This is a genomic window from Bradyrhizobium sp. IC3123 (genome assembly GCF_020193625.1).
Lineage (GTDB): Bacteria > Pseudomonadota > Alphaproteobacteria > Rhizobiales > Xanthobacteraceae > Bradyrhizobium > Bradyrhizobium yuanmingense.
In genome coordinates this window covers 147,313-172,104 of the sequence record NZ_JADYVF010000007.1, presented here as the reverse complement: position 1 = coordinate 172,104, position 24,792 = coordinate 147,313, and the positions used below count along the sequence as shown (strand labels likewise).

Annotated in this window: 25 protein-coding genes; 14 read left to right on the top strand and 11 right to left on the bottom strand. The window is 66.0% G+C overall.

Annotated features, from left to right (window positions below):
* Positions 1-12: 12 nt before the first annotated feature.
* The gene (locus I6F20_RS23440; protein WP_225127992.1) at positions 13-546 is read left to right on the top strand and encodes a DUF2244 domain-containing protein; all 534 of its coding nucleotides are present in this window, start codon (positions 13-15) and stop codon (positions 544-546) included.
* A gap of 54 nt (positions 547-600) precedes the next feature.
* A complete protein-coding gene (locus tag I6F20_RS23435; protein WP_036024351.1) occupies positions 601-1,497 on the top strand; it encodes a methylated-DNA--[protein]-cysteine S-methyltransferase in 897 nt (298 codons plus the stop codon).
* Positions 1,498-1,648: 151 nt separating this feature from the next.
* On the opposite strand, the gene I6F20_RS23430 is transcribed toward I6F20_RS23435, so the two are convergent.
* The 8 genes from I6F20_RS23430 to dnaK all read right to left on the bottom strand — a co-directional run bounded on the left by I6F20_RS23430 (position 1,649) and on the right by dnaK (position 9,086).
* Positions 1,649-2,272, bottom strand: a complete 624-nt coding sequence (locus I6F20_RS23430; protein ID WP_036003261.1) for a 2,3-bisphosphoglycerate-dependent phosphoglycerate mutase — start codon at positions 2,270-2,272, stop codon at positions 1,649-1,651.
* Positions 2,273-2,298: 26 nt separating this feature from the next.
* Positions 2,299-3,114 carry a 4-hydroxy-tetrahydrodipicolinate reductase gene (dapB, locus tag I6F20_RS23425; RefSeq protein ID WP_109141920.1) on the bottom strand — a complete coding sequence of 272 codons (816 nt, stop codon included), beginning with the start codon at positions 3,112-3,114 and terminating at the stop codon, positions 2,299-2,301.
* Positions 3,115-3,398: 284 nt separating this feature from the next.
* The gene (locus I6F20_RS23420; protein ID WP_036003256.1) at positions 3,399-3,710 is read right to left on the bottom strand and encodes a DUF1330 domain-containing protein; all 312 of its coding nucleotides are present in this window, start codon (positions 3,708-3,710) and stop codon (positions 3,399-3,401) included.
* 26 nt (positions 3,711-3,736) lie between these two features.
* Complete coding sequence (gene pyrF, locus I6F20_RS23415) at positions 3,737-4,447, bottom strand: orotidine-5'-phosphate decarboxylase (RefSeq protein WP_036024347.1); 711 nt, start codon at positions 4,445-4,447, stop codon at positions 3,737-3,739.
* Positions 4,448-4,453: 6 nt separating this feature from the next.
* Positions 4,454-5,032 carry an NADPH-dependent FMN reductase gene (locus I6F20_RS23410; protein ID WP_225127991.1) on the bottom strand — a complete coding sequence of 193 codons (579 nt, stop codon included), beginning with the start codon at positions 5,030-5,032 and terminating at the stop codon, positions 4,454-4,456.
* Positions 5,033-5,087: 55 nt separating this feature from the next.
* A complete protein-coding gene (locus I6F20_RS23405) occupies positions 5,088-5,687 on the bottom strand; it encodes a class I SAM-dependent methyltransferase (RefSeq protein WP_036003251.1) in 600 nt (199 codons plus the stop codon).
* A gap of 88 nt (positions 5,688-5,775) precedes the next feature.
* The gene (gene dnaJ / locus I6F20_RS23400) at positions 5,776-6,912 is read right to left on the bottom strand and encodes a molecular chaperone DnaJ (RefSeq protein ID WP_172787787.1); all 1,137 of its coding nucleotides are present in this window, start codon (positions 6,910-6,912) and stop codon (positions 5,776-5,778) included.
* Positions 6,913-7,184: 272 nt separating this feature from the next.
* Positions 7,185-9,086, bottom strand: a complete 1,902-nt coding sequence (gene dnaK / locus I6F20_RS23395) for a molecular chaperone DnaK (protein ID WP_036003245.1) — start codon at positions 9,084-9,086, stop codon at positions 7,185-7,187.
* 394 nt (positions 9,087-9,480) lie between these two features.
* On the opposite strand from dnaK, the gene I6F20_RS23390 reads away from it, so the two are divergent.
* Entirely contained in the window at positions 9,481-10,422 is a 942-nt protein-coding gene (locus I6F20_RS23390; protein WP_225127989.1) for a hypothetical protein, read from the top strand.
* Between the two features lie 230 nt (positions 10,423-10,652).
* The gene (gene pncA, locus I6F20_RS23385; protein ID WP_036003240.1) at positions 10,653-11,375 is read left to right on the top strand and encodes a bifunctional nicotinamidase/pyrazinamidase; all 723 of its coding nucleotides are present in this window, start codon (positions 10,653-10,655) and stop codon (positions 11,373-11,375) included.
* 152 nt (positions 11,376-11,527) lie between these two features.
* Here the strand turns inward: pncA and grpE are convergent, their stop codons facing one another.
* Both grpE and hrcA read right to left on the bottom strand, forming a co-directional pair.
* Complete coding sequence (grpE, locus tag I6F20_RS23380) at positions 11,528-12,145, bottom strand: nucleotide exchange factor GrpE (protein WP_036003237.1); 618 nt, start codon at positions 12,143-12,145, stop codon at positions 11,528-11,530.
* A 94-nt stretch (positions 12,146-12,239) separates the two neighbouring features.
* Positions 12,240-13,328, bottom strand: a complete 1,089-nt coding sequence (gene hrcA / locus I6F20_RS23375; RefSeq protein ID WP_036003234.1) for a heat-inducible transcriptional repressor HrcA — start codon at positions 13,326-13,328, stop codon at positions 12,240-12,242.
* A gap of 168 nt (positions 13,329-13,496) precedes the next feature.
* On the opposite strand from hrcA, the gene rph reads away from it, so the two are divergent.
* From rph to hemW, 3 genes are read left to right on the top strand one after another with little or no spacing between them, the layout of a single operon-like run.
* Positions 13,497-14,210 carry a ribonuclease PH gene (rph, locus tag I6F20_RS23370; RefSeq protein ID WP_036024340.1) on the top strand — a complete coding sequence of 238 codons (714 nt, stop codon included), beginning with the start codon at positions 13,497-13,499 and terminating at the stop codon, positions 14,208-14,210.
* Between the two features lie 11 nt (positions 14,211-14,221).
* Complete coding sequence (gene rdgB / locus I6F20_RS23365) at positions 14,222-14,857, top strand: RdgB/HAM1 family non-canonical purine NTP pyrophosphatase (protein WP_225127987.1); 636 nt, start codon at positions 14,222-14,224, stop codon at positions 14,855-14,857.
* Entirely contained in the window at positions 14,844-16,001 is a 1,158-nt protein-coding gene (hemW, locus tag I6F20_RS23360; RefSeq protein WP_109141926.1) for a radical SAM family heme chaperone HemW, read from the top strand. The genes rdgB and hemW overlap by 14 nt, the downstream gene beginning before the upstream one ends.
* 100 nt (positions 16,002-16,101) lie before the next feature.
* Here hemW and I6F20_RS23355 read toward each other — a convergent pair whose 3' ends face one another.
* Positions 16,102-17,334 carry a penicillin-binding protein activator gene (locus I6F20_RS23355; protein ID WP_051056860.1) on the bottom strand — a complete coding sequence of 411 codons (1,233 nt, stop codon included), beginning with the start codon at positions 17,332-17,334 and terminating at the stop codon, positions 16,102-16,104.
* 354 nt (positions 17,335-17,688) lie between these two features.
* Here I6F20_RS23355 and rsmI point away from each other — a divergent pair, with 354 nt between their 5' ends.
* From rsmI to I6F20_RS23320, 7 genes are all read left to right on the top strand, one after another.
* Positions 17,689-18,639, top strand: coding sequence for a 16S rRNA (cytidine(1402)-2'-O)-methyltransferase (gene rsmI, locus I6F20_RS23350; protein ID WP_225127986.1), 951 nt, complete (start codon positions 17,689-17,691; stop codon positions 18,637-18,639).
* Positions 18,626-19,027, top strand: coding sequence for a YraN family protein (locus I6F20_RS23345; protein WP_225127985.1), 402 nt, complete (start codon positions 18,626-18,628; stop codon positions 19,025-19,027). Before rsmI ends, I6F20_RS23345 begins: the two co-directional genes overlap by 14 nt.
* Before the next feature lie 10 nt (positions 19,028-19,037).
* The gene (gene gshB / locus I6F20_RS23340) at positions 19,038-19,982 is read left to right on the top strand and encodes a glutathione synthase (protein ID WP_036024326.1); all 945 of its coding nucleotides are present in this window, start codon (positions 19,038-19,040) and stop codon (positions 19,980-19,982) included.
* A 362-nt stretch (positions 19,983-20,344) separates the two neighbouring features.
* Positions 20,345-21,166, top strand: a complete 822-nt coding sequence (gene cpaB, locus I6F20_RS23335; RefSeq protein WP_036024324.1) for a Flp pilus assembly protein CpaB — start codon at positions 20,345-20,347, stop codon at positions 21,164-21,166.
* A gap of 10 nt (positions 21,167-21,176) precedes the next feature.
* Complete coding sequence (locus I6F20_RS23330) at positions 21,177-22,694, top strand: type II and III secretion system protein family protein (protein ID WP_225127984.1); 1,518 nt, start codon at positions 21,177-21,179, stop codon at positions 22,692-22,694.
* A gap of 49 nt (positions 22,695-22,743) precedes the next feature.
* Positions 22,744-23,475 (top strand): CpaD family pilus assembly protein, encoded by a 732-nt coding sequence (locus I6F20_RS23325; protein ID WP_225127983.1) that lies wholly within the window; start codon positions 22,744-22,746, stop codon positions 23,473-23,475.
* Positions 23,472-24,761, top strand: a complete 1,290-nt coding sequence (locus tag I6F20_RS23320; RefSeq protein ID WP_036003204.1) for a CpaE/TadZ family protein — start codon at positions 23,472-23,474, stop codon at positions 24,759-24,761. Before I6F20_RS23325 ends, I6F20_RS23320 begins: the two co-directional genes overlap by 4 nt.
* Positions 24,762-24,792 lie beyond the last annotated feature (31 nt).

The following is a 24,792-nucleotide window of genomic DNA, read 5'->3' as shown; positions in this document are numbered from 1 at the left end:
TACTGATGGACGATGAGCACAGGCAACGAAATAGCGCGGTCGCGATCTGAGAGCGAGGATGAGCCTCAGATCTTCTCCGCGCTGCTGACGCCGCACCGCTCGCTGAACCGCACCGGCTTTCTCGCCGTGATGCTGTTCCTGAGCGCCGTCGGCTTCGTCACAGGCCTCACTTTCCTGATGATGGGCGCCTGGCCGGTGTTCGGCTTCTTCGGTCTCGACGTGCTCGTGATCTGGTGGGCCTTCAAGGTCAATTTTCGCGCCGCACGGGCCAGCGAGGAAATCGTGGTGACGCCGTCGGAATTGCGGGTGCGGCGCGTCAGCCATCGTGGCCAGGTTTCCGAATGGACCTTCAATCCGCTCTGGGTCCGGCTCGACCAAGAGGTCGATGAGGAATACGGCATCGAGCACCTTTATCTGATCTCCCGCGGCCGCCGCCTGCTCATCGCGGGCTTTCTCGGGCCGGCAGAAAAGGCCAGCTTTTACAATGCCTTGGTGGGGGCTCTCAACGCCGCGCGGCGCGGCCCGACCTATCATCCGGCGACCTGAGCACAGTCGGAAATCGGGTGGTTTCGCGCCAGCGCCTCCCCTACATTTCCGGTCATGATGACCCTTGCGATACATGACCAGCGCCTGGCCAGGCCGGGCACCCAGAACGCCGCGTTGCGCGACTATGATTCGGTGCGGCGGGCGATCGCCTTCATCTCGGCGAACTGGCGCGCGCAACCGACCATCGAGGCGATGGCGGATGCCGCTGGCGTCACGCCGGATGAGCTGCACCATCTGTTCCGCCGCTGGGCTTCGATCACGCCGAAGGCTTTCATGCAGGCACTCACCCTCGACCACGCCAAGAACCTGCTCAGGGATTCCGCCAGCATCCTTGACGCGGCGCTCGACTCCGGCCTGTCCGGGCCGGGCCGGCTGCACGACCTCTTCGTCACCCATGAAGCGATGTCGCCGGGCGAATGGAAGAACGGCGGTGCCGGCCTCACCCTGCGCTACGGCTTCCATTCCTCGCCGTTCGGCACCGCGATCGTGATCGCCACCGATCGCGGCCTGTCGGGCCTCGCCTTCGCCGATCACGGCGAGGAGAAGATCGCGCTCGCCGACATGACGCGGCGCTGGCCGAACGCCACCTATGTGGAAGATCACGAAGGCACCGCGCCGCTCGCCGCGCGCATCTTCGATCCAAAATTGTGGCGGCCGGATCAGCCGCTGCGCGTGGTGCTGATCGGCACCGATTTCGAAGTGCGGGTGTGGGAGACGCTCTTGAAGATTCCGATGGGCCGCGCAGTGTCCTATTCCGACATCGCCTGCAACATCAGGAATCCCAAGGCTTCACGCGCCGTCGGTGCCGCCGTCGGCAAGAACCCGGTCTCCTTCGTCGTGCCCTGCCACCGCGCACTCGGCAAGAGCGGCACGCTCACCGGCTATCATTGGGGCATCACCCGCAAGCAGGCGATGCTGGGCTGGGAGGCCGGGCAGCTTGGGCTGCAGTAGGCAAGATGCAGTAGGATTTCGTAGGGTGGGTTAGCGCAGCGTAACCCACCTCTCTGGTTTCCGCAGAACAGAAGTGGTGGGTTACGCCAGCGACTGCGCTTTGCGCAGTCGCCGTCTAACCCACCCTACGGCACCGCGCTTGCGGCAAAGTCTACCCCGCCAGATCCAGCTTCGAGGCCACGGTCGAATCCGCGTTGAGGCGGTAGATGATCGGCACGCCGGTGGCGAGCTCGCGCTTCAGAATGCCTTCGGGCGAGAGCTTCTCCAGCACCATGATCAGCGCGCGCAGCGAGTTGCCGTGGGCGGCAACCAGCGTGCGCTTGCCGTTGAGCACACCGGGCAGGATCTCCTGCACGTAGTACGGCAACGCGCGCGCGAGCGTGTCCTTCAGGCTTTCGCCGCCGGGCGGCGGCACGTCGTAGGAGCGGCGCCAGATCAGCACCTGCTCCTCGCCCCATTTCTTGCGGGCGTCGTCCTTGTTGAGACCGGAGAGATCGCCGTAGTCGCGCTCGTTGAGCGCGAGGTCCTTCGAAGTCGGCAGACCCTCCTGGCCGAGCTCAGCGAGGATGAGATCGAGCGTGTGCTGCGCGCGCGTCAGCACCGAGGTGTAGGCGACGTCGAACACCAGGCCCTGTGCCTTCAGCTTGCGGCCGGCTTCTTTGGCTTCCTTCACGCCGAGCTCGGTGAGGTCAGGGTCCTTCCAGCCCGTGAACAGGTTCTTCAGATTCCATTCGCTCTGGCCGTGGCGCACGAGCACGAGAAGGCGTTCGCTCATTGACTGCTTTCCGTTGCTTGATTGGATCAGATATCGTCGAGGCCGAGCACGTCGGCCATGGTGTAGTGCCCCGGCTTCTTGCCGTGCGCCCACAGCGCCGCCTTGAGCGCACCATGGGCGAACAGCATGCGGTCCTCGGCCTGATGCGACAGCGTCAGGCGCTCGAACGGGCCGAGGAAGGTCACGCTGTGATCGCCGGCCACGGTGCCGCCGCGCAAGGAGGCGAAGCCGATATTGCCCGGCCGACGGGCGCCGGTGATGCCGTCCCGGCCGCGTTCGGAATGGTCATCGAGAGTAACCCCGCGGCCGCTCGCTGCGGCCTGCCCCAGCATCAGCGCGGTGCCCGAGGGTGCATCGACTTTCATGCGGTGATGGGTCTCGACGATCTCGATATCAAAACTCTGGTCGAGCGCCTTGGCAACGCGCTTGACCACGGCGGCGAGCAGATTGACGCCGAGACTCATATTGCCCGACTGCACCACCACGGCGCGATTGGTGACGCTCTTGATCACGGCATTGTCCGAGCCGGACAGGCCGGTCGTGCCGATGACGTGCACGAGGCCGCGTTCGGCGGCGATCGCGACATTGGCGATGGTCGCCGCAGGCACTGTGAAATCGAGGATGCCGTCGGCCTCCTTGCACATCGCCCAGAGATCGGCGGAGAGCTTGATGCCGTTGGCGGGCAGGCCGGCGAGCACGCCGGCATCCTTGCCGAGCAGCTGGGAGCCCGGCGCCTCCAGCGCGCCGGCCAGCACGGCGCCCTCGCTTTCAGCAATCGCCCGCACCAGCGCCCGGCCCATCCGGCCGCCGGCTCCCGCAACAATCAAGCGCATGTCGGACATGGTGCGATCCTCTTCGAGGCCGTTGTAGCGGGGGGAGGCAGTTCCGGCAACCGAGGGGAATCGGGGGGCGCAGGCGCTCTTACCCTCCCCTGGAGGGGTCCGGGACGAGCGTAGCTCGCCCGTGGGTCGGCACGCGATCGAGCAAAGCGAGATTGCGTGGTGGGGTGACGGTCTCTCCGCGACGAACAGTGCCCGGTGGAGAGATCACCCCGCCCCGCTCGCGCTGCGCGCGATCGACCCTTCCCCTCCAGGCCCCTCCAGGGAGGGTAAGACGGGATCGAGCCTCAGCCGTCCTGCGGCTGCGGGCCGTCGTAGCCTTCGATGACAATGAGGTCGGCGATCGAGTGCGGCTGGCGCACCTTGATGTTGGCCTGGTATTCCGGCGAGTTGTAGCAGGCGAGCGCGGTCTCGTAGTCAGGGAATTCGATCACGACGTTGCGGTTGCGGCTGGCGCCTTCGACGGCGGTGAACTTGCCGGCGCGGACGACGAAGCGGCCGCCCCATTTCTTGAAGATCGGGCCGTTGGCGATGGCGTAGGGCTTATAGCCCTCGTCATTGCTGACGTCGACACGCCCGATCCAGTAGCCTTTTGCCATTGTTCTTCTCCCTGTTGTTTAGTGGGTTAGCCGAGCGCTTGCGCGATCTCGGCGTGGATGGTGTCCGCGACCGCCTTGGGATCGGCGGCTTCCACAACCGGGCGCCCGACGACCAGATAATCCGCGCCGGCGGCGATCGCACGGCTAGGCGTCATGATGCGCTTCTGGTCGCCGCTGGCGGCGCCCGCCGGACGAATGCCGGGGGTGACTAGGCTCATCTGGTGGCCGACGATCTTGCGCAGGCTACCCACCTCCTCCGGCGAGGACACGAGGCCATCGACACCGAGCACCTGCGCCTGCTGCGCACGCGCCTCGACCAGCTCCGACACGCTGAGCCGATAACCGGCTGCATGCAAATCGTCGTCGTCGTAGGACGTCAGCACCGTCACGGCGAGGATCTTCAGGCTGGCGCTGCCGCGGCCTTCGACGGCGCCTTTCATGGTCTGCGGATAGGCGTGCACGGTGACGAAGGTCGCGCCCAGCTTGGCGACGCTCTCCACGCCGCGCGTCACGGTGTTGCCGATGTCGTGCATCTTGAGATCGGCGAACACCTTCTTGCCCGCATCAGCGAGCTTGCCGATCAGCGGCAGGCCGCCGGCATAAGCGAGTTGATAGCCGATCTTGTAGAACGTGACGCTGTCGCCGAGCTTCGCGATCATCGCCTCCGCGGCATCAACGCTCGGCAGATCGAGCGCAACGATCAGGCGGTCCTTCGGGGCGATCTCGGCTGGCGTCATGTCACCTCACATCATGCGTTGGGAAACGTCGATCAATTGCGCCACCAGCTGCTTCAGCGCGGCGATATCGCCCTCGTTCTTCAGCCTGTCCCTATCGTCATAGGCCTGGTCGGCAAAGGCGAGCGTGAGCTGGCTGGCAATCACGTTGGCGTGGCAGGCGGAGAGGATCAGCCGCAGCGCCTGCAGCGCGCGAGCAGCACCTAACCGGCTCTGCGACGCGCCGGCAAGCGCGAAGACCCGGTTGCGGAACACCTCTCCGCGCGCCTCGTGCAGCTCGTGCACGCGGCTGACCCAGTCGATCGCGTTCTTCAGCAGCGGCGGCACCGAGGCGTTGTATTCGGGCGAGACGATGAGGACGCCGTGATGCGCGCCGATCATGCGCTTCAGATTGATCGCGTGCTTGGGCACGCCGGATTTGGCCTGGAGATCGCCGTCATAGATCGGCAGCGGAAAATCGGCGAGCGAGATGCGGGTGACGTCGACGCCGACCTGGACGAATTCGTAAGCAGCCACCGCCGCCAGCTTCGCATTATGCGAGCCGGTGCGCAGCGAGCCGGGAATGATCAGGATCTTGGGAGCTGGCATCCAATCTCATGCGTTCGGCGAAACGAGCCCGCCGCGCAAAGAGGAGCCGGCGGATTTAATGCTTGCGATACACCCAGACGCGGGCGGGCGGAAGGTTCATCCAGATCCGTTCCGAGGCCTCTGTGGACACGCCGGATAGCGATTTCGGGATCGGCGGCACCACCGCATAGGTGAACTGGATGAAGGGCGCACCGGGCGCGAGCGCGGTGAAGGCATCGCGAATGAGCCGCAGCCGCGTCAGCATCGGTTTGGTGACGAGCGGCAGGCCGGACACGACCGCGCTGGCCGGCGCGCTCAAGACATTCCAGAGCGTGTCGCGCAGGCGGTAGGCATCGCCCTGCACCACCTTGGCTTGCGGGTAGCGGTCGCGCAGCAGCGCGCAGAAGCCGGGATTGTATTCGACGAGAACGAGACGTTTCTGGTCGACCCCGCGCTCGATCAGCGCGGACGTGATGGCGCCGGTGCCGGGTCCGAGCTCGACCACCGGTGCGTCGGAATCGGGATCGACATAATGAGCCATGGTCCGCGCCAGCAGCTTGCCGGACGGCATCACCGCGCCCATGTGCAAGGGCTTTTCGATCCACGACCTGAGAAAGCGCACCTCGTCATCGAGACGAGGCTTCTTCAACGCACGCGCGGACGATGGCAATGGCATGTCGGGACCGGACGGAACCGCAGGACCGCGGCGTGTCAGAAAATGGTCATAAAGACGTATAGGCCGGAGGCGATACGGTCAAGACGCGTCAGTTCGCCCGATTGCCGAAGAAATCCTTGACCTTGGCGAAGAAGCCCTCGGCTTCCGGCTGGGTGTTGCCGGAGGAAAGCTTTTCGAACTCGGCCAGCAATTCCTGCTGCTTCTTGGTGAGGTTCTGCGGGGTCTCGACCATGACCTGAACGTACATGTCGCCCATCTGGCGCGACCGCAGCACCGGCATGCCCTTTGATGCAATGCGGAATCGGCGACCCGACTGGGTGCCGGCGGGCACCTTCACCTTGGTCTTGCCCTTCTCGATGGTCGGCACCTCGAATTCGCCGCCGAGCGCGGCGGTCACCATCGAGATCGGCACGCGGCAATGCAGATCCGCGCCGTCACGCTGGAAGAACTGGTGCTGGGCCAGCGACAGGAAGATGTAGAGATCGCCGGGCGGCCCGCCGCGCACGCCAGCCTCGCCCTCGCCGGCGAGCCTGATCCGTGTGCCGTCCTCGACACCTTGCGGAATGTTGACCGAGAGCGTCCGCTCGCGGGTCACCCGCCCTTGTCCCGAGCAGGATGGGCAGGCGTCCTCGATCATCTGACCGCGGCCCTGACAGCCCGGGCAGGTCCGCTCCAGCGTGAAGAAGCCCTGCGACTGCCGCACGCGGCCGGCGCCGCCGCAGGTCGAACAGGTCTTCGGCTTGGTGCCGGCCTTGGCACCGATGCCCGAGCAGGCCTCGCAGGTGACCGAGACAGGAATCTCGATCTGCGCGGTCTTGCCGCCAAAGGCTTCCTCGAGGGTGATTTCCATATTGTAGCGCAGATCGGCGCCGCGCTCGCGGCCGCCGCGGCCGCGCTGTCCGGCCATGCCGAACAGATCCTCGAAGATGTCGGAGAAAGAGGAGGCGAAGCCGGCACCGAAACCGGCGCCACCGCCGAAGCCGCCGCCCTGCTCGAACGCGGCGTGGCCGTAACGGTCATAGGCGGCGCGCTTGTCCTTGTCCTTCAGGACCTCGTAAGCCTCGTTGATTTCCTTGAACTTGACTTCGCTGGTCTCATCCCCGGGGTTGCGGTCGGGATGGAATTTCATCGCCAGCTTGCGGAACGACGATTTCAGCTTGCCTTCGTCGGCGTCGCGTTCGACTTCGAGGGTCTCGTAATAGCAGCGCTTGGTGGACGTGGACATGATGAGCTCGGTCTATCCAATCGCGATTCAAGTTGGCGCGGAACAACGCTGACATGCGGCGGAATGAGCGCCCTTCGACCTTGCGGCGGAGGGCAGCCTGGCAGCGCTGAGAATAACGGCTGGGAATTGATCGATCGTAACGGGGCCGACTTTGAAGGAGCCTTGAAAGGAGTCCTGGCCCGTCCGTCCCGACACGACGGCCTCCCCCGCGAGGGAGGAGGCCGGTAGCGTGTGTGGGGTCCAAGCCGTCCGCATCGTCACCCTCTCGGGGCTTAAGCGGACTTCTTGTTGTTCTTGTCGTCGTCGACCTCGGTGAATTCCGCGTCGACGACGTCGTCCTTGGCCGCATCCTTCTTGGCGTCGGCCTCGGCCTGCTGCTTGTACATGGCCTCGCCGAGCTTCATCGAAGCCTGCGCCAGCGTCTGGGTCTTGGCCTTGATCGCCTCGGCATCGTCGCCCTTCAGCGCTTCCTTGAGGTCGCTGACGGCATCCTCGATGGCGCGGCGCTCGCTCTCGGCAACCTTCGAGCCGTGCTCGGCCAAAGCCTTCTCGGTCGAATGCACCAGGCCATCCGCCTCGTTCTTGGCGGTGACGGCCTCGCGGCGCTTCTTGTCCGCCTCGGCATTGGCCTCGGCGTCCTTGACCATCTTCTCGATGTCGGCTTCCGACAGACCGCCGGAGGCCTGGATGCGGATCTGCTGCTCCTTGCCCGTGGCCTTGTCCTTGGCCGAGACGTTGACGATGCCGTTGGCGTCGATGTCGAAGGTCACCTCGATCTGCGGCATGCCGCGCGGCGCCGGCGGAATGCCCATCAGGTCGAACTGGCCAAGCATCTTGTTGTCGGCTGCCATTTCACGCTCGCCCTGGAAGACGCGGATGGTGACGGCATTCTGGTTGTCCTCAGCCGTCGAAAACACCTGGCTCTTCTTGGTCGGGATCGTGGTGTTGCGGTCGATGATGCGGGTGAACACGCCGCCCAGCGTCTCGATGCCCAGCGACAGCGGGGTGACGTCGAGCAGCAGCACGTCCTTGACGTCGCCCTGGAGCACGCCGGCCTGGATCGCAGCGCCGATCGCCACGACTTCGTCCGGGTTGACACCCTTGTGCGGCTCCTTGCCGAACAGCTGCTTCACGACTTCCTGGACCTTCGGCATGCGCGACATGCCGCCGACCAGCACGACCTCGCCGATCTCACCGGCGGTGACGCCGGCGTCCTTCAGCGCCTTGCGGCAGGGCTCGACGGTCTTCTGGATGAGGTCGTCGACCAGCGCCTCGAACTTGGCGCGGGTGAGCTTCATCGTCAGATGCTTCGGGCCGGTCTGGTCCGCGGTGATGAAGGGCAGGTTGATCTCGGTCTGCGTCGTCGAGGACAGCTCGATCTTGGCCTTTTCGGCGGCTTCCTTCAGGCGCTGCAGCGCGAGCTTGTCGTTGCGCAGGTTGATGCCCTGTTCCTTCTGGAACTCGTCGGCGAGATAACCGACGAGGCGCATGTCGAAATCTTCGCCGCCGAGGAAGGTATCGCCGTTGGTCGACTTCACCTCGAACACGCCGTCGCCGATTTCGAGAATGGAGATATCGAACGTACCGCCGCCGAGGTCATATACCGCGATGGTGCCGGCCTTGGTCTTGTCGAGGCCATAGGCGAGCGCGGCCGCGGTCGGCTCGTTGATGATGCGCAGCACTTCGAGGCCCGCGATCTTGCCGGCGTCCTTGGTCGCCTGGCGCTGGGCGTCGTTGAAGTAGGCGGGAACGGTGATGACGGCCTGCTCGACCTTCTGGCCGAGATGGGCTTCCGCGGTCTCCTTCATCTTCTGCAGGATGAAAGCCGAGACCTGCGAGGGCGAGTAGGTCTGGCCGTCGGCCTCGACCCAGGCGTCGCCGTTGGAAGCCTTCACGATCTTGTAGGGAACGAGCTTCTTGTCCTTCTCGACCATCGGGTCGTCGTAGCGGCGGCCGATGAGGCGCTTCACTGCGAAGAAGGTGCGCTCGGGATTGGTGACGGCCTGGCGCTTGGCCGGCTGGCCGACGAGGCGCTCACCGTCATCCGTGACGGCGACGATCGAAGGCGTTGTGCGCATGCCTTCGGAATTCTCGATGACTTTGGCGTTCTTGCCATCCATCACGGCGACGCACGAATTCGTGGTGCCGAGGTCGATCCCAATGACCTTTCCCATGGTCCTGATATCCTTCTTTTTGCGGCAGGTTGGCTGGGCCCAAGAGGCACCCGAACCGAAACCCCCTAAGATCAAACATCCGCGATATTGCGATGATTGAGGCTCATATAGGAGGGGGGGAGGGGCCCGCAAGGACCGAAGCTAGGTTTCTGCCGCTAAAGCATCGGGTTTTGGAAGGTGATATCCGGGCTCAACCGCCCTTGCGGGTGAGGAATTATTAACAGGTCCGGGCGTCGGCAAGCCCCCGCACCCGCAAGCCCGCCCGCCCTGTTGCGGCGAGGCCAAACCGGCTAAAAGGCGGACCGACCGCACAGCCGGCGCAGCTGCTTCGCGCGACAAAGCGGCCCCGTGGCCGACCATCGAACGGCCTCAATGTGAACCAATCAGAGTGGCCATGAAGCTGATCCGCCCCCTCGCCGCGCTCGCCCTCCTCGCCGTAACAGCGCTTCCGGCCTTCGCCGCCGACGTCGTTTTCCCACCCGGCTTGCGTCTCGGCATGGTGCCGCTGATCGGCCTCAGCACGGCCAAGACCTTTCCGGGCTTCGAGAGCGAGGACGGCAACGTCAAGGTGCTGGTCACCGAGCTGCCGCCGGCCGCCTATGGCGAGGTCGTGAGCGCCTTCATTTCCAATCCCGGGGGGACCGGCGGCGTCAAGCAGGACAAGGTCGAGACCCCCGCTGGCCTTGCCTATTTCACCACCGAAAGCGGCAAGGCCGGCGATACCCCGGTGAAGCGGTATTCGATGATCGTGCCCGGCGCCGGCTTCTCCGGCTATGTCGCGGTACAGATCCCGGAGAATGCGACCAAGATCTACACGGACGAGGCGGTGCGACAGATGTTCGCGAGCGCCACCACCCGCAGGCAGGTCTCGGCCGAGGAGCAGATCGCGCTGCTGCCGTTCAAGATCACCGATCTCGCCGACTTCAAGGACATCAAGACCCTGGCACCGGGCTCGAGCATCATCCTGGCCGACGGCGATGAGAGCGTGGGCTACGAGGCGAGGCCGTTCATGATCCTCGGCCTGATCGGCGCCACCCCGCAAGCCGCCGACGACCGCGCCCGCTTCGCCCGGGAGGCGGCGCTCCAGATTCCCGGCGTGCGCGAGTCGCGCATCACCATGTCCGAGCCGATCCGCATCAACGGCCAGCAAGGCTTCGAGACCCGGATCGACGGCGTCAGCGGCAAGGACAAGGTCCCGGTGACGGTGGTGCAGTGGATCCGCTTCTCGAGCGGCGGCGCATCATTGCGCATCATCGCCAGCGCCCCGCGCGACCAATGGCAAGCCGCCTTCACCCGCTTCCGCACCGTACGCGACGGGATTCAGCCGAAGGGGTAGGGCGAAGCCGGCGCTAATCGTGGTTGGTCGCAGTTTCACGAAGAACCTTCGCCCAACTTCTCCCTGTGGTTATGGATCCCGGGTTCGCGCTTTGCGCGCCCCGGGATGACGGCGCTATGGGCTTTGTCAGCCCACGCGCTGGACAGAACCCGCTGCATTTTCAGGCTTCTGTTCGTATACGAACGGAACTAGGCTTCCTCCCGTTGGATCATCCTGGAGGGGAGGTAGACATGCTGGTTCGGCGACAGGTCTTGGCAATGCTTGGAACGACGGCGCTGGCGACGCTCGCGCCAAGCGCGCTGTTCGCGGCCGCACCGATCAAGCCGGACGAAGCGTCCGCGCTGCTCGTGATCGACGTGCAGAACTGCTTCCTGCCCGGCGGCAGCCTCGCGGTGAAGGAAGGCGAGCAGGTGGTGCCGGTCATCAACAAGATCTCGAAGGCATTTGCGAATGTGGTGCTGACGCAGGACTGGCACACGCCGGGCCACGTTTCGTTTGCGTCGGTTCATTCCGGCAAGAAGCCGTTCGAAACGGTCGACCTGCCCTACGGCAAGCAGGTGCTGTGGCCGGACCATTGCGTGCAGGGCACCGAGGGCGCGGCGCTGTCGAAGGACCTGTCGATCCCGCACGCCGAGCTCATCATCCGCAAGGGATTTCACAAGAACGTCGACAGCTATTCGGCCTTCCTCGAGGCCGACGGCAAGACCTCGACCGGGCTCGCCGGCTACCTGAGGGGCCGCAAGATCAAGCGCGTCTTCGTCGCTGGTCTTGCGACAGACTTCTGCGTCGCCTGGACCGCGCTCGACGGGCGCAAGGCGGGCTTCGAGGTCTATGTGGTGGAAGACGCCTGCCGCGGCATCGACACGCAGGGCTCGCTCGCCAAGGCCTGGGCCGACATGGCCAAGGCGGGCGTGAAGCGGATTCAGTCTGCGGATATCGCGGTGAGCGCGTAGGCGGCGCGCTATCCTTCCGTCATTCCGGGGCGCGCTTCAGCGCGAGCTATGGTGCGCAATTTGCGCACCTGAGAATCCATTGTGCGGTTGTCTCTGCTGTTCAATGGATTCCGGGTTCTCGACTTCGTCGAGCCCCGGAATGACGCCAACACTCAGTTCGCCGCGCTGCTCGATTCGTTGTTGTTCGCCGCGGGCGCAGTCTTCGCGCCGCCCTTGGCGACGCCGACCAGCGCCGGGCGCAGCACGCGGTCACCGATGGTGTAGCCGGCCTGCATGATCTGCACCACGGTGCCCGACGGCACCGACGCGTCAGGCACTTCGTACATTGCCTGGTGGAAGTTCGGGTCGAACTTCTGGCCCTGAGGATCCAGCTTCTTCACGCCGTGTTTTTCCAGCGCGTTGAGCAGCGCGCGCTCCGTGAGCTCGACGCCCTCGATCAACGAGACCAGGCCGGGATCGGCCGCAGCACGCGCCTCCGCCGGAACGGCATCGAGTGCGCGCTGGAGATTGTCGGCGATGTCGAGCACGTCGCGCGCGAAGCCGGTGATGCCGTAGAGGCGGGCGTCGGCGACTTCCTTTGCGGTGCGCTTGCGCAAATTCTCCATCTCGGCCAGCGTCCGCAGCATGCGGTCGCGCGCTTCAGCCGCTTCCTTTTGCAGGGTTTCGACCGAACCCGGCTCGGGATCGTCGGGCATGATGTAGGGTTTCGACACCACGGGCTCGCCGGTCGCTGCAGTCGTGTCTTGGGGTTGCCGGTCTTGCTCGGTCATCGGCTCTGATCTCGAACTCGTTTCAGGGATGTTGGCCCGGATATCGTGCTTAAGCCCGCGAAAATCAAGCGCCCGTGATCGACAGAAAGGCCGGTCAGCCCCCCAACAGGCGGCTGACGATGCGGGCGGCGTAGTCCACGGTCGGGATCACGCGGGCATAATTCAGCCGCGTCGGGCCGATCACGCCGAGAACGCCGACGATGTGGCCGGCGGCATCCCGATAGGGCGAGATGATGGTGGAGGACCCCGACAGCGAGAACAGCTTGTTCTCACTGCCGATGAAGATGCGCACGCCTTCGGCGGTCTCGGCCCGGCCGAGCAGATCGATCACGCCGCGCTTGGTCTCGAGGTCGTCGAACAACAGGCGAACCCGCTCCAGATCCTCCAGCGCGTGCAGATCTTCGAGCAGATTGGCGTGGCCGCGGACGATGAGCTGACGGTCCTCGCTCTCGCCGCCGGACCAGCTGGCAATGCCGGCCGAGATCACTTTCTGTGTCAGCTGATCGAGCTCGGCACGGGCCTCGCCGAGTGCGGTCTCGAGCTCGAGCCGCGCTTCGGCCAAAGTCCGGCCGCGGATCCGCGCATTGAGGAAATTGCCGGCCTCTGTCAGCGCCGAAGAGGGAACTCCGGGCGGCAGCGTCAACACGCGGTTTTCAACCTGGCCGTCTTCGCCGACCAGGATCACCAGCGCTTTTTCCGGTTCCAGGCGGACGAATTCGATGTGCTTCAGCCGCGCATTGGATTTCGGCGTCAGCACGACGGCAGCGGCCCGGGTCAGGCCGGAGAGCCGCATCAAGGCCTGGTCCAGCGCCGCCTCGACCGATTGCGCCTCGCCGACGGACGAGAGCTGGCTCTGGATCGCCTGCCGCTCGGCCTCGTTGAGGTCGCCGACCTGCATCAGGGCATCGACGAAGAAGCGCAGGCCCAGTTCCGTCGGCAGCCGGCCGGCGGAGGTGTGCGGGGCATAGATCAGGCCGAGCTGTTCCAGATCGGCCATGACGTTGCGCACAGATGCCGGCGACAGCGGCATCGCAATCAGGCGGGAAATGTTGCGCGAGCCGACCGGCTCACCGGTCGCGAGATAGCTTTCGACAATTTGACGAAAGATGTCGCGGGAACGCTCGTTGAGCTGGGCAAGGCCTGCGCGCGGCGCGATCAGATGGATCGGATCGTGATGGGCCACAGACGGTAACTCCTCTCAGATCCTTATAATTTGTCCATCCGGGCCGCGTCTGACAAGCGTGGCGTTTGCAGGCCGACGGTCAGGGGGTGAATAAGCCCTTGCCGCCCACCCCCGCCCCACCTACAAGCACCGCGAACAGCCTATTCCCGTGAGTTTTGGAGATTTCCCATGCGGCCAAGCCGCCGTGCGCCCGACGAATTGCGCCCCGTGACGCTGGAGCGCGGCGTGGTCAAATATGCGGAAGGCTCGTGCCTCGTTAAATTCGGCGACACCCATGTGCTGGTCACCGCCACACTGGAGGATCGCCTGCCGCCGTGGCTGAAGGGGCAGGGCCGCGGCTGGGTCACCGCCGAATACGGCATGCTGCCGCGCGCGACCTCCGAACGCACCCGCCGCGAGGCCTCCGCCGGCAAGCAGAGCGGCCGCACCGTCGAGATCCAGCGCCTGATCGGCCGCTCGCTTCGCACCATCGTCGATCTCGAAGCGCTTGGCGAGCGCCAGATCACGGTCGATTGCGACGTGCTCCAGGCCGACGGCGGCACGCGCACGGCCTCGATCACCGGCGCCTGGGTCGCGCTTGCCGATTGCCTCAACTGGATGAAGGCGCGCAACATGGTGAAGGCCAACGTGATGCGCGACAACGTCGCCGCGATCTCCTGCGGCATCTACAACGGCACGCCGGTGCTCGATCTCGACTATGCCGAGGATTCGGAAGCCGAGACCGACGCCAATTTCGTCATGACCGGCGATGGCCGCATCATCGAGGTGCAGGGCACCGCGGAACGCGAGCCGTTCACGCAGGACGAGTTCCTGAAGCTGATCGCCCTGGCGCAGAAGGGCATTGCGCGCCTGGTGGACTTGCAGAAACTGGCCGTGGCGTAGTCAATAGGCCCATGCACCGCCGAATCACCGACAAGCTCGTCATCGCCACCCACAATCCCGGCAAGCTCGCCGAGATGAGGGAGCTGCTCGCGCCGTACGGGATCGAGGCGGTGTCGGCCGGCGAGCTCGGCCTAGACGAGCCCGAGGAAACCGGCAACGATTTCCGCAGCAACGCCGCGATCAAGGCGGTCGCCGCAGCGCAGGCGACCAAGCTGCCCTCCTTCGCCGACGATTCCGGCATCGTGGTCGATGCGCTCGATGGCGCGCCGGGAATCTACAGCGCGCGCTGGGCCGGCCCGACCAAGGATTTCAACGCGGCGATGGCGCAGATCGAGCGCCTGCTGCAGGAGCGCGGCGCCACCACGCCGGACAAGCGCAAGGCCCACTTCGTCTCCGCGCTTTGCGTGGCCTGGCCCGACGATCATCGCGAGGAGGTCGAGGCGCGCGTCGACGGCACGCTGATCTGGCCACCGCGCGGCACGGCCGGCTTCGGCTACGACCCGATGTTCCTGCCGGACGGGCACAGCCGCACCTTCGGCGAGATGACCAGCATCGAGAAGCACGGCCTGCCGCCACTTGGCCTCGGCCTGTCGCACCGCGCCCGCGCTTTTCGGAAACTGGCGGAGATCTGCCTTGAGCCGCGCTAACAAGGATGCGTTTGGCGTCTATGTGCACTGGCCGTTCTGCCTGTCGAAGTGCCCCTATTGCGACTTCAACAGCCATGTCCGCCATGCCGCGATCGACGAGACGCGCTTCGCCGCCGCCTTCGCGCGTGAGATCGCAACGACCGCCGAGCGCGCGCCCGGCCGCGAGGTCACCTCGATCTTCCTCGGCGGCGGCACGCCGTCACTGATGCAGCCCGCCACCGTCGGCGCGGTGTTAGACGCGATCGGCAAGCACTGGACCGTCGCAGGCGACGTCGAGGTAACGCTGGAAGCGAACCCGACCAGCGTCGAAGCCACGCGCTTTGCCGGTTATCGCATCGCCGGCGTCAACCGCGTCTCGCTGGGCGTGCAGGCGCTCGACGACGCCTCGCTCAAAGCGCTCGGCCGCATGCACAGCGCGCGCGAAGCGCTCGATGCCGTCGCCATCGCGCGCCGCGCGTTCGACCGCTATTCGTTCGACCTGATCTACGCCCGCCCCGACCAGACGCCGGCGATGTGGGCGGGCGAGCTGCGGCACGCCATCGATGAAGCGGCCGAGCATCTGTCGCTCTATCAATTGACGATCGAGGAAGGCACGCCCTTCTTCGGCCTGCACCAGGCCGGCAAGCTGAAGACGCCGGACGAAGCGGTCGCCCGCGCGCTCTACGACGTCACGCAGGAGACCTGCGACAAGCTCGGGCTGCCCGCCTACGAGATCTCCAATCACGCGCGGCGCGGCGCCGAATGCCGGCACAATCTGGTGTACTGGCGCGGCGAGGAATATGCCGGCATCGGCCCGGGCGCACATGGCCGTCTCGACATCGACGGGATCAGGCACGCCACCGCCACCGAGAAACGTCCCGAGGCCTGGCTGATGCGGGTCGAGACCAACGGCGACGGCGTCGTCAGCGACGAGCTCCTCAACAGCGAGGAGCGCGCCGACGAATTCCTGCTGATGGGTTTGCGTCTCGCCGAAGGCATCGATCCCGAGCGCTACAAGGCCCTCGCCGGCCGCCCGCTCGACCCCCGCCGCATCGCGCTCTTGCGCGAGGAAGGCGCGATCACCGTGGATGCGACGGGACGGTTGCGCGTGACCAGCAGCGGTTTTCCGGTGCTGGATGCCGTGGTCGCGGATCTCGCGGCTTAGCGGATCTCGTAGCCCGGATGGAGCGTAGCGCAATCCGGGACGGTCTCACCGCGTGGACAGAACCCGGATTACGCTGCGCTCCATCCGGGCTACGAAACCATTACGCCCCAAAGCTCTTCGGCGAGCCCGCCACCGCAACGCCGCCGCCTTGCGTCACCTTCATCACGGCGAGCCCGCGTTCATTCGTGCCATCCGCACGGAAGCGAAACAGGCCGTCGATGCCGGCAAAGCCGGAGGGATTGGTGAGCACGTCGGAGGAGAAGCGCTGGCCGCCTTGCGTGCGCGCCAGCGCGGCAACGAGCGCGACCGCGTCATAGGAAAGGGTCGCGGTGCGGATCGGCTCCGCGCCGTACTTCGTGCGGTAGCGGCCGGAGAAGGCGCGGAAGCCGGCCGGATCGGGCGCGGCGTAAAGGCCGCCCTGCAGCGCGGCGCTGGCATAGACGCGCGGATTGTCCCACAGGCCGGTGCCGAGCAGCTGGATGTTGCGCAGGTTCGCGCCCGCGGCCGTCATCGCATCCGCCACTGACACGACGGCATCGCCGTCATCGGCAATGAATAGCGCGTCCGCACTGCCGAGCTGCTGCGCCACGGTGCGCGCGGGCGTGGCGCGATCGGCACCGTATTTCTCGAACGCAACGATGCGCCCGCCGCGCCGCGGCACCGCCGCCTTCACCGCGGCCTCGACGACATTGCCATAGGCGTTGTCGGGCACCAGCACCGCGACGGAGCGCTTTCCGATGCCGGCGGAATATTCGACGATGCGGTTGACGTCGGACTCCGGCAGGAACGAGAGCAGATAGACGCCGCGTCCGGCGATGCTGGAATCGGTCGAGAAGGCGATGACGGAAATGCCGCGCGTGCGCGCGACCTGCGCCACCGCCGGCACCGATTGCGCGAACAGCGGCCCGAGGATGATCTCGGCACCCTCGTCGACCGCCTGCTGCGCGCCGGCCTGCGCGCCTTGCGGGCTGCCATTGTCGTCCTTGATCAGGAGCTGGATGTTCGGGTTCTGGAACTCGGCCAGCGCCATCTCGGCGGCGTTGCGCATCGATTGCGCGGCGAGCCCGGCGTTACCGGCAGCCGAGAGCGGCAGGATCAGGCCGACCTTCACGCCGCCGGTGCCGGCGGTCGTCGCCTGCTGCTGCGGTCCTGCCGGCTGGGCCGGCGGCGCGGAGCTCGAGAACGGGTTGGAGAACTGGCTGAGGCTTTGCTGCACGCCGGCGCAGGCCGACAGCACGGGCGCGCCGAGCAACAGGCCGAGCGCAGTCCGCCGGGTCGCCCCTGGCGATGGGGATCCCGGAAGGTGAGACTTTGGATGACGCGGGCCGACCATGGCAGCTTCTCTTCCGACCCGCCGTCGCCGGCTGATCACGACATTGCTTTCCGCGACGGGGGGCCGCGGATTCAGGCAGTGTGTCGGCAAATAGTTAACCAAAACAAAAGGATAACAACCGCTTAACGCGGCCGCAATCCCGTCCCGGCTACTCTTCGCCGTCACTCATTCACTCATCAAGGCGGCGTTTCCGTCGCGAATATGGCGCGAGGGCCCCTCCTGCCTTCCGGCGCGATCTCGACCGATCACATTCCCGTCCGTTCCTCGCCCCTCACCCGGATACGATCTTTGGGCACGATCTTTTTCGGCGAGCCGGTTCCCAGCCTTAGCGATCGTGCCTAAGTTGGCTCCATTATGCGCGCAAAGCCGGCCCCGATAAATACGCCTGAAGCTCAAGACGCCGCCTCGCGCGGTTTCTCCATCGATGCCCATCGGCTCGCGGCGCCGAAGGCCGCGCCGGGCCTCCATCTGGTCGCGACCCCGATCGGCAATCTCGGCGACATCACCCTGCGGGCGCTGCAGACGCTCGCCGGCGTCGACGTCATCGCCTGTGAGGACACCCGCATCACGCGCCGCCTGACCGAGCGCTATGCGATCACGGCCCAGCTCAAGCCATATCACGAGCACAATGCGGAGGCCGCGCGTCCCAAAATCCTCGAAGCCCTCGGGCAAGGCGGCTCGGTCGCGCTGGTGTCGGACGCCGGCACGCCGCTGATCTCCGATCCCGGCTTCAAGCTGGTGCGCGAGGTCTGCGCCGCCGGCCATGCGGTGTATGCGCTGCCCGGCCCGTCCTCGGTGCTGGCCGCGCTGTCGGTCGCCGCCCTGCCGACCGACCGCTTTTTCTTCGAAGGCTTCTTGCCGGCGAAATCAGCCGCGCGGCGCAGCCGTCTCACCGAGCTCGCCCGCATCGACGCGACGCTGGTGATATTCGAGTCAGGCAACCGCGTGCAGGATACGCTGGCCGATCTCGCCGAGATCATGGGACCGCGCGAGGCCGCGATCTGCCGCGAGCTGACCAAGCTGCATGAGGAGATTTCGCGCGCAACGCTGAGCGATCTGGCGCGCGAGGCTGCAACGCTGGAGACACGCGGCGAATTCGTGCTGGTGATCGCTCCGCCCGCGGCCGACGCCGAGGTTCTGACATCGGACGCGCTCGATAGTCTGTTGCGCCAGCAGCTTGCCGCGCACAGCGTGAAGGATGCCGTGGCGCACGCGGTCGCGTTGTCGGGCCGGCCGCGCCGCGAGGTCTATGCTCGCGCGCTCGCGCTCGCAAAGGATTCGCGGGGTAGCGATGACGAAGACTGAGATTCCTGCGGAACCGAAGGTCGCGTCGCCCGAGCGCGTCGCAGCGTTCCAGACCGGTATTTCCGCTGAGAGCCGTGCCGCCGCCTACCTCATGGCCAAGGGCTACCGCATTCTCGCCAAACGTTACCGCACGCCGCATGGCGAGATCGATATCGTGGCGCGGCGCCGCAATCTGATCGCCTTCGTCGAGGTTAAGGCCCGCGCCACGCTGGACGAGGCCGCATTCGCCGTGACGCCGCGCCAGCAGCAGCGCATCATCGACGCCGCCCAAGGCTGGCTCGCAGCGCATCCCGAGCATGCCGAATTCGAATTGCGATTCGACGCCATGCTGATTGCGCCGCGCTCGCTTCCGCGCCATCTCTTGGCGGCATTCGACGCCTCGACCTGAAAGGCAGCCCATGAAACTGAACGTCGCCGTCCAGATGGACCCCATCGCCCGCATCAACATCAAGGGCGATTCCACCTTCGCGCTGCTCTTGGAGGCGCAGAAGCGCGGCCATGGCCTGTCCTATTACACGCCCGACAAGCTCTCGATGGTCGGCGAGGAGCTGGTCGCGCCGGTTCAGCTCCTGACGGTGCGCGACGAGCCCGGCGACCATTTCACCCTCGGCGAGCCCAGGCGCGAGGCGCTGAACGGGTTCGACGTGGTGCTGCTGCGCCAGGATCCGCCGTTCGACCTCGCCTACATCACCTCGACGCATTTCCTGGAGCGCATCCATCCGAAGACGCTGGTCGTCAACGATCCCGCCTCGGTGCGCAACGCGCCGGAAAAGCTGTTCGTGATGAATTTTCCGCAACTGATGCCGCCGACGCTGATCTCGCGCGACCTGGATGAGATCAACGCGTTCCGCGACAAGTACGGCGCGGTCGTCATGAAGCCGCTGCACGGCCATGGCGGCGCGGCGGTGTTCCGCGTGATGCCGCAGGACATGAATTTCGGCTCGCTGTTCGACATGTTCTCGGTGACGTTCCGGGAGCCCTGGGTGATCCAGCAATTCATCCCCGAGGTGAAGCACGGCGACAAGCGCATCATCCTGGTCGACGGCGAGTTCGCCGGCGCGGTGAACCGCGTGCCGGCCGCCGACGACCTCCGCTCCAACATGGTGCGCGGCGGCGCGGCGCAGGAGACCGAGCTCACCCCGCGCGAGCGCGAGATCTGCGCCACCGTCGGCCCGGCGCTGCGCGAGCGCGGCCTGTTGTTCGTCGGCATCGACGTCATCAACGGCAATCTCACCGAGATCAACGTGACCTCGCCGACCGGCATCCGCGCCATCGCACGACTCGGCGGTCCTGACGTCGCGGCGAAGATCTGGGACGTGATCGAAGCGAAGCGGAAGAAGTAGAGCTCTGCGCGCAGCCCGGATGGCGCGTTAGCGAAATCCGGGACGCTCCCCGCTCGCACCAGCCCCGGCTTACGCTTGCGCTCCATCCGGGCTACGGACGATGCTCGCGGCCACATCGCGCGCTAACGACGTATTCACCATGACGGCGCGCGCGTCGTGTGAACTGCACGCGCCGCCTTACGTGAAACTACGGGGCCGTTGGCCAATCCAATAACGCCGCGTTCACCATCTGCCGAAAACCAGCGTCGCGGCCGGCGATCGCGTTCGGCCTCGCAACACCCCTTATACTTTTGCTGCCTACTCATCGATGCGGGGGAACACGCCAGGTGCGGTTCGAGTGCCCCGCGTAAGAGTAGAAGCGTATGAATACCGCACGCATTGTCGTTCTCGTCATCGCTCTCGGCGCCGGCGGCGTCGCTGCATATCTGGCGAGCGGCTATCAGAATCCGCCCGCGGCCGTCCTGCCCGTCGCCGAGAAGCTGCCGACGGTCGAGGTCCTCATCGCCAAGAACGACATCCAGCTCGGCCAGGCCGTCAAGCCCGAGGATCTGCAATGGCAGGCCTGGCCCGCGGCAACCGCCAGCAGCGCCTTCATCCGCCGCGACAGCAGGCCCGAGGCACCGACCCAGATCGCGGGCTCGATCGCGCGCGTGCCGTTGATGCAGGGCGAGCCGATCCGCGAGCAGAAGCTGGTCAAGGCCGAAGGCTCCGGCTTCATGGCCGCGATCCTGCCGTCCGGGATGCGCGCCGTCTCCACCGAGATTTCGGCCGAAACCGGCGCCGGCGGCTTCATCCTGCCGAATGACCGCGTCGACATCGTCCTGACCCGCCGGCTGAAGAATCCGGACGGCGGCAACACCAACGGCCCGACCGGCGGCAACGACCTCATCCTGTCCGAGGTCATTCTCACCAACATCCGCGTGCTCGCGATCGACCAGGCCCCGAAGGAAAAGGAGGGCCAGAACGCGGTCGTCGGCAAGACCGTCACGCTCGAGCTGCGGCCCGACCAGATCGCCACGCTTTCGGCCGCACGCCAGGGCGGCACTCTGACACTCGCGCTGCGCAGCATCGTCGATGCCAACGCAGTCGACGGCACGCCCGAGGACCAGGCGATCAAACGCCCGGGCGGCGTGAACGTAATCCGTTACGGCGTCCAGGCACGGCAACTGACGTCACAGAAGTGATGGGGACAGCATGAACTACGGGGGTGATCGGACGGGCTTGCGCATTCGGGGGAAGCGCGCGCGCTCGGTCCTGGCGGGGACGATGTTGGTGCTGGGGCTGCTCGCGGCTTCCGGCGTCCTCAGTGCTGCGGAGGCGCCGGTCGGCGACCAGGCGCCGATGCAGGCGTCGGATCTCGGCTTGTCGTCGGTTGGGACTATCGCACCGGCGCGGTCGCGCTTTCTGTCGCTCGGCATCGGCAAGTCCGTCGTCATCGACCTGCCGCGCGAGGTCAAGGACGTGCTGGTGGCCGATCCCAAGATCGCCAATGCGGTGATCCGCTCGGCCCAGCGCGCCTATATCATCGGCGGCCAGGTCGGCCAGACCAACGTCGTGTTCTTCGCCGCCGACGGCCAGCAGGTCGCCTCCTATGACATCGCGGTGAAGCGCGACCTCAACGGCATGCGAGCAGCGCTGCGCCAGTCGCTGCCGGGCGTCCAGATCGAGGGCGTCGGCGACAGCGTGATGCTGACCGGCTCGGTGTCGAGCCCGGTCGAGGCCCAGCAGGCCGGCGACGTTGCCGCAAAGCTGGTCGGCGGCGCGGACAAGGTCGTCAACAACATCGTCGTGCGCGGCCGCGACCAGGTCATGCTCAAGGTCGTGGTCGGCGAAGTCCGCCGCGACATCGTCAAGCAGCTCGGCGTCGATCTCAGCGCCAGCCTGAATGCCGGCACGGCGGTGGTGAATTTCAACAATTCCAACCCATTCTCGGTCTCTGGCGGACCGATCGTCAGCAGTAATGGGCTCGGCGTCACCGGCCTCGCCAAGGGCGTCGCCACCGTCAACGCCACGATGCGGGCAATGGAAAGCGCCGGCGTCATGCGGACCCTGGCCGAACCGAGTCTGACCGCGATCTCGGGCGAATCCGCCACTTTCATCGCCGGCGGCGAATTCCCGATTCCCGGAGGCTACGCCTGCGATCCGGTCACTCACGTCTGTACCACCCAGGTCACCTACAAGAAGTTCGGCATCTCGCTGAACTTCACCCCGGTCGTGCTCAGCGAAGGCCGCATCAGCCTGCGCGTGATGACCGAGGTCTCGGAGCTGTCGAACACCAACTCGATCACGTTGACGCAGGCCGTGACCGGGTCCTCGACCAACTCGATCACCATTCCATCGATCCAGACCCGCCGCGCCGAAACGACCCTGGAGATTCCCTCGGGCGGCTCGATGGCGATGGCCGGCCTGATCCAGCAGCAGACCAAGCAGGCGATCAACGGACTGCCCGGTGTCGACCAGGTGCCGATCATCGGCGCGCTGTTCCGCAGCCAGGACTTCGTCAACAACGAGACCGAGCTGATGGTGATCGTGACGCCTTACGTGGTGCGCGCGGTTGCCCAGAAGGAATTGTCGCGGCCCGACGACGGCTTCGCGCCGGCCTCGGACGCACAGAGGGCGCTGCTCGGCCGGGTCAACCGCCTCTATGGCATCGCGAGCCGTGTCGATCCGGTCGCCGGCACGCCGGGCGATTTCGGCTTCATTATCGACTGAGACGAACGGTTCGGGGACCGGGCAAGGCAGGGGCAGGAGGGATCAGGGGATGACGACAACATCAGCCGATCGACGGCGCAATTTGCGGTTCGCACTGGCACTGACGGGCCTCTCCGTCATGCTCGGCGCCTGCAACACTACCGAGATCGTCACCCAGACGGTGCCGACCGATTATCGCCAGCGCCATCCGATTGCGGTGCAGGAAGGCAAGAAGTCGATCGTGATCTTCGTCGGCAATAGCAGGGGCGGCCTCTCGGCTGCGCAGCATTCGGACGTCGCGGGCATCGCGCGGGACTGGATGCGCGAAGGCACCGGCTCGGTCGCCGTCGATGTGCCGGTCGACACCGCCAATTCGCGCGCGGCCGCCGCAACCTATCAGGAGATCCGCTCGGTGCTCATGTCCGGCGGCGTGCCGTCGCGCGCCATCGTCCGGCGGCCCTATCGCCCCGATGATCCCGGGCTGCTGCCCACCATCCGCCTGAGCTATTCCAAGATCACCGCGGTCGCCGGCCCCTGCGGGCTTTGGCCCGAAGACGTCGGCCCCAACATCCTCAACCCCGGCTACACCGAGAACCGCCCCTATTTCAATCTGGGCTGCGCCAGCCAGCGCAATCTCGCCGCGATGATCGACAACCCGGCTGACCTCGAGCAACCGCGCGCCGAGACGCCCGCCTATACCGCACGGCGCGAGATCGCGTTCGATCGCTATCGCAAGGGCACGACGACGACGACCACCTATCCCGAATCCGACAAGGCCAAACTCAGCGATACCGCCAAATGACAGGCATCCACGACGAAGACGCGGACGATCCGCAGCATCCCGAGGAACACATCGCCCCGGTTCCTCGCATTTCGGTGCAAGCCTTCTGCGAGACCGAGCAGACGCTCAAGGCGGTGACCGCGGCTGGCCAGGACCGCCGGCTCGCCAAGGCCCATCTCAGCGCCAAGGATGGCGGCCTCGCCGCGGCGATCGAAGCCTATGAATCGATGCCGACGCCGAACGTGATCGTCATCGAGTCCGACGGCACGCGCGACATCCTCGAAGGACTGGACGACCTCGCCGGCGTCTGCGATCCCGGCACACGCGTGGTCGTGATCGGTAGCCCCAGCGACACCGCGCCCTATCGCGAGCTGGTGCGCCGCGGCGTCAACGACTACGTGGTCGGCCCGGTCGAAACCATCGACGTGGTCCGCTCGATCTGCAGCCTGTTCTCGGCCTCGGAAGCCATCATCACCGGCCGCGTCATCGCCGTGGTCGGCGCCAAAGGCGGCGTCGGCGCGTCCACCGTCGCGCATAATCTGGCCTGGACCATCGCCCGCGATCTCTCGCTCGATTCCGTCGTGATCGATCTCGACCTCGCCTTCGGCACCGCGGGCCTCGACTACAACCAGGATCCGGTGCAGGGCATCGCCAACGCGGTGCTGTCGCAGGACCGGCCGGACACGGCGCTGATGGAGCGCCTGCTCGCCAAATGCACCGATCGCCTCAGCCTCCTGGCGGCGCCCGCCACGCTCGACCGCGTCTACGATTTCGGTGCTGAAGCCTTCGATGCCGTGTTCGACACGCTGCGCATGACGACGCCCTGCATCGTGCTCGACGTGCCCCATCAATGGTCCGGCTGGACCCGGCGCGCGCTGGTGAACGCCGACGACATCGTGATCGTGGCCGAGCCCGATCTCGCCAATCTACGCAACACCAAGAACATGCTGAGCGTGCTGAAGGCGGCGCGACCGAACGACCGGCCGCCGCTGTACTGCCTCAACCAGGTCGGCATGCACAAGCGTGCGGAGATCGAGGTCAAGGCCTTCGCCAAGACCATGGAGAGCCAGCCGATCGCGGTGATCCCGTTCGATTCGAAACTGTTCTCGACCGCGGCCAATAACGGCCAGATGATCGCGGAGGTCTCCAGGACCCACCGCACCACCGTTCTGTTCCAGAATATGGCGAACCGCCTCGCCGGCCGCGGCGAGGTGAAGAAGCCGAAGCGCTCGCTGCTCGAGCCGCTTTTGAAGAAGCTGAAGGGCAAGTCAGGACGCAGCTCGGCCCCGCATCGCAAGGCGTCGTAGGCGCGGCTTATTTGAGCATGATCTCCGCGCA

Bases quoted from the DNA above. Each gene is read 5' to 3' on its own strand.
- I6F20_RS23440 (WP_225127992.1), top strand. From the start codon at position 13: ATGAGCACAGGCAACGAAATAGCGCGGTCGCGATCTGAGAGCGAGGAT.
- I6F20_RS23435 (WP_036024351.1), top strand. From the start codon at position 601: ATGATGACCCTTGCGATACATGACCAGCGCCTGGCCAGGCCGGGCACC.
- I6F20_RS23430 (WP_036003261.1), bottom strand. From the start codon at position 2,272: ATGAGCGAACGCCTTCTCGTGCTCGTGCGCCACGGCCAGAGCGAATGG.
- dapB (WP_109141920.1), bottom strand. From the start codon at position 3,114: ATGTCCGACATGCGCTTGATTGTTGCGGGAGCCGGCGGCCGGATGGGC.
- I6F20_RS23420 (WP_036003256.1), bottom strand. From the start codon at position 3,710: ATGGCAAAAGGCTACTGGATCGGGCGTGTCGACGTCAGCAATGACGAG.
- pyrF (WP_036024347.1), bottom strand. From the start codon at position 4,447: ATGACGCCAGCCGAGATCGCCCCGAAGGACCGCCTGATCGTTGCGCTC.
- I6F20_RS23410 (WP_225127991.1), bottom strand. From the start codon at position 5,032: ATGCCAGCTCCCAAGATCCTGATCATTCCCGGCTCGCTGCGCACCGGC.
- I6F20_RS23405 (WP_036003251.1), bottom strand. From the start codon at position 5,687: ATGCCATTGCCATCGTCCGCGCGTGCGTTGAAGAAGCCTCGTCTCGAT.
- dnaJ (WP_172787787.1), bottom strand. From the start codon at position 6,912: ATGTCCACGTCCACCAAGCGCTGCTATTACGAGACCCTCGAAGTCGAA.
- dnaK (WP_036003245.1), bottom strand. From the start codon at position 9,086: ATGGGAAAGGTCATTGGGATCGACCTCGGCACCACGAATTCGTGCGTC.
- I6F20_RS23390 (WP_225127989.1), top strand. From the start codon at position 9,481: ATGAAGCTGATCCGCCCCCTCGCCGCGCTCGCCCTCCTCGCCGTAACA.
- pncA (WP_036003240.1), top strand. From the start codon at position 10,653: ATGCTGGTTCGGCGACAGGTCTTGGCAATGCTTGGAACGACGGCGCTG.
- grpE (WP_036003237.1), bottom strand. From the start codon at position 12,145: ATGACCGAGCAAGACCGGCAACCCCAAGACACGACTGCAGCGACCGGC.
- rph (WP_036024340.1), top strand. From the start codon at position 13,497: ATGCGGCCAAGCCGCCGTGCGCCCGACGAATTGCGCCCCGTGACGCTG.
- rdgB (WP_225127987.1), top strand. From the start codon at position 14,222: ATGCACCGCCGAATCACCGACAAGCTCGTCATCGCCACCCACAATCCC.
- I6F20_RS23355 (WP_051056860.1), bottom strand. From the start codon at position 17,334: ATGGTCGGCCCGCGTCATCCAAAGTCTCACCTTCCGGGATCCCCATCG.
- rsmI (WP_225127986.1), top strand. From the start codon at position 17,689: ATGCGCGCAAAGCCGGCCCCGATAAATACGCCTGAAGCTCAAGACGCC.
- I6F20_RS23345 (WP_225127985.1), top strand. From the start codon at position 18,626: ATGACGAAGACTGAGATTCCTGCGGAACCGAAGGTCGCGTCGCCCGAG.
- gshB (WP_036024326.1), top strand. From the start codon at position 19,038: ATGAAACTGAACGTCGCCGTCCAGATGGACCCCATCGCCCGCATCAAC.
- cpaB (WP_036024324.1), top strand. From the start codon at position 20,345: ATGAATACCGCACGCATTGTCGTTCTCGTCATCGCTCTCGGCGCCGGC.
- I6F20_RS23330 (WP_225127984.1), top strand. From the start codon at position 21,177: ATGAACTACGGGGGTGATCGGACGGGCTTGCGCATTCGGGGGAAGCGC.
- I6F20_RS23325 (WP_225127983.1), top strand. From the start codon at position 22,744: ATGACGACAACATCAGCCGATCGACGGCGCAATTTGCGGTTCGCACTG.
- I6F20_RS23320 (WP_036003204.1), top strand. From the start codon at position 23,472: ATGACAGGCATCCACGACGAAGACGCGGACGATCCGCAGCATCCCGAG.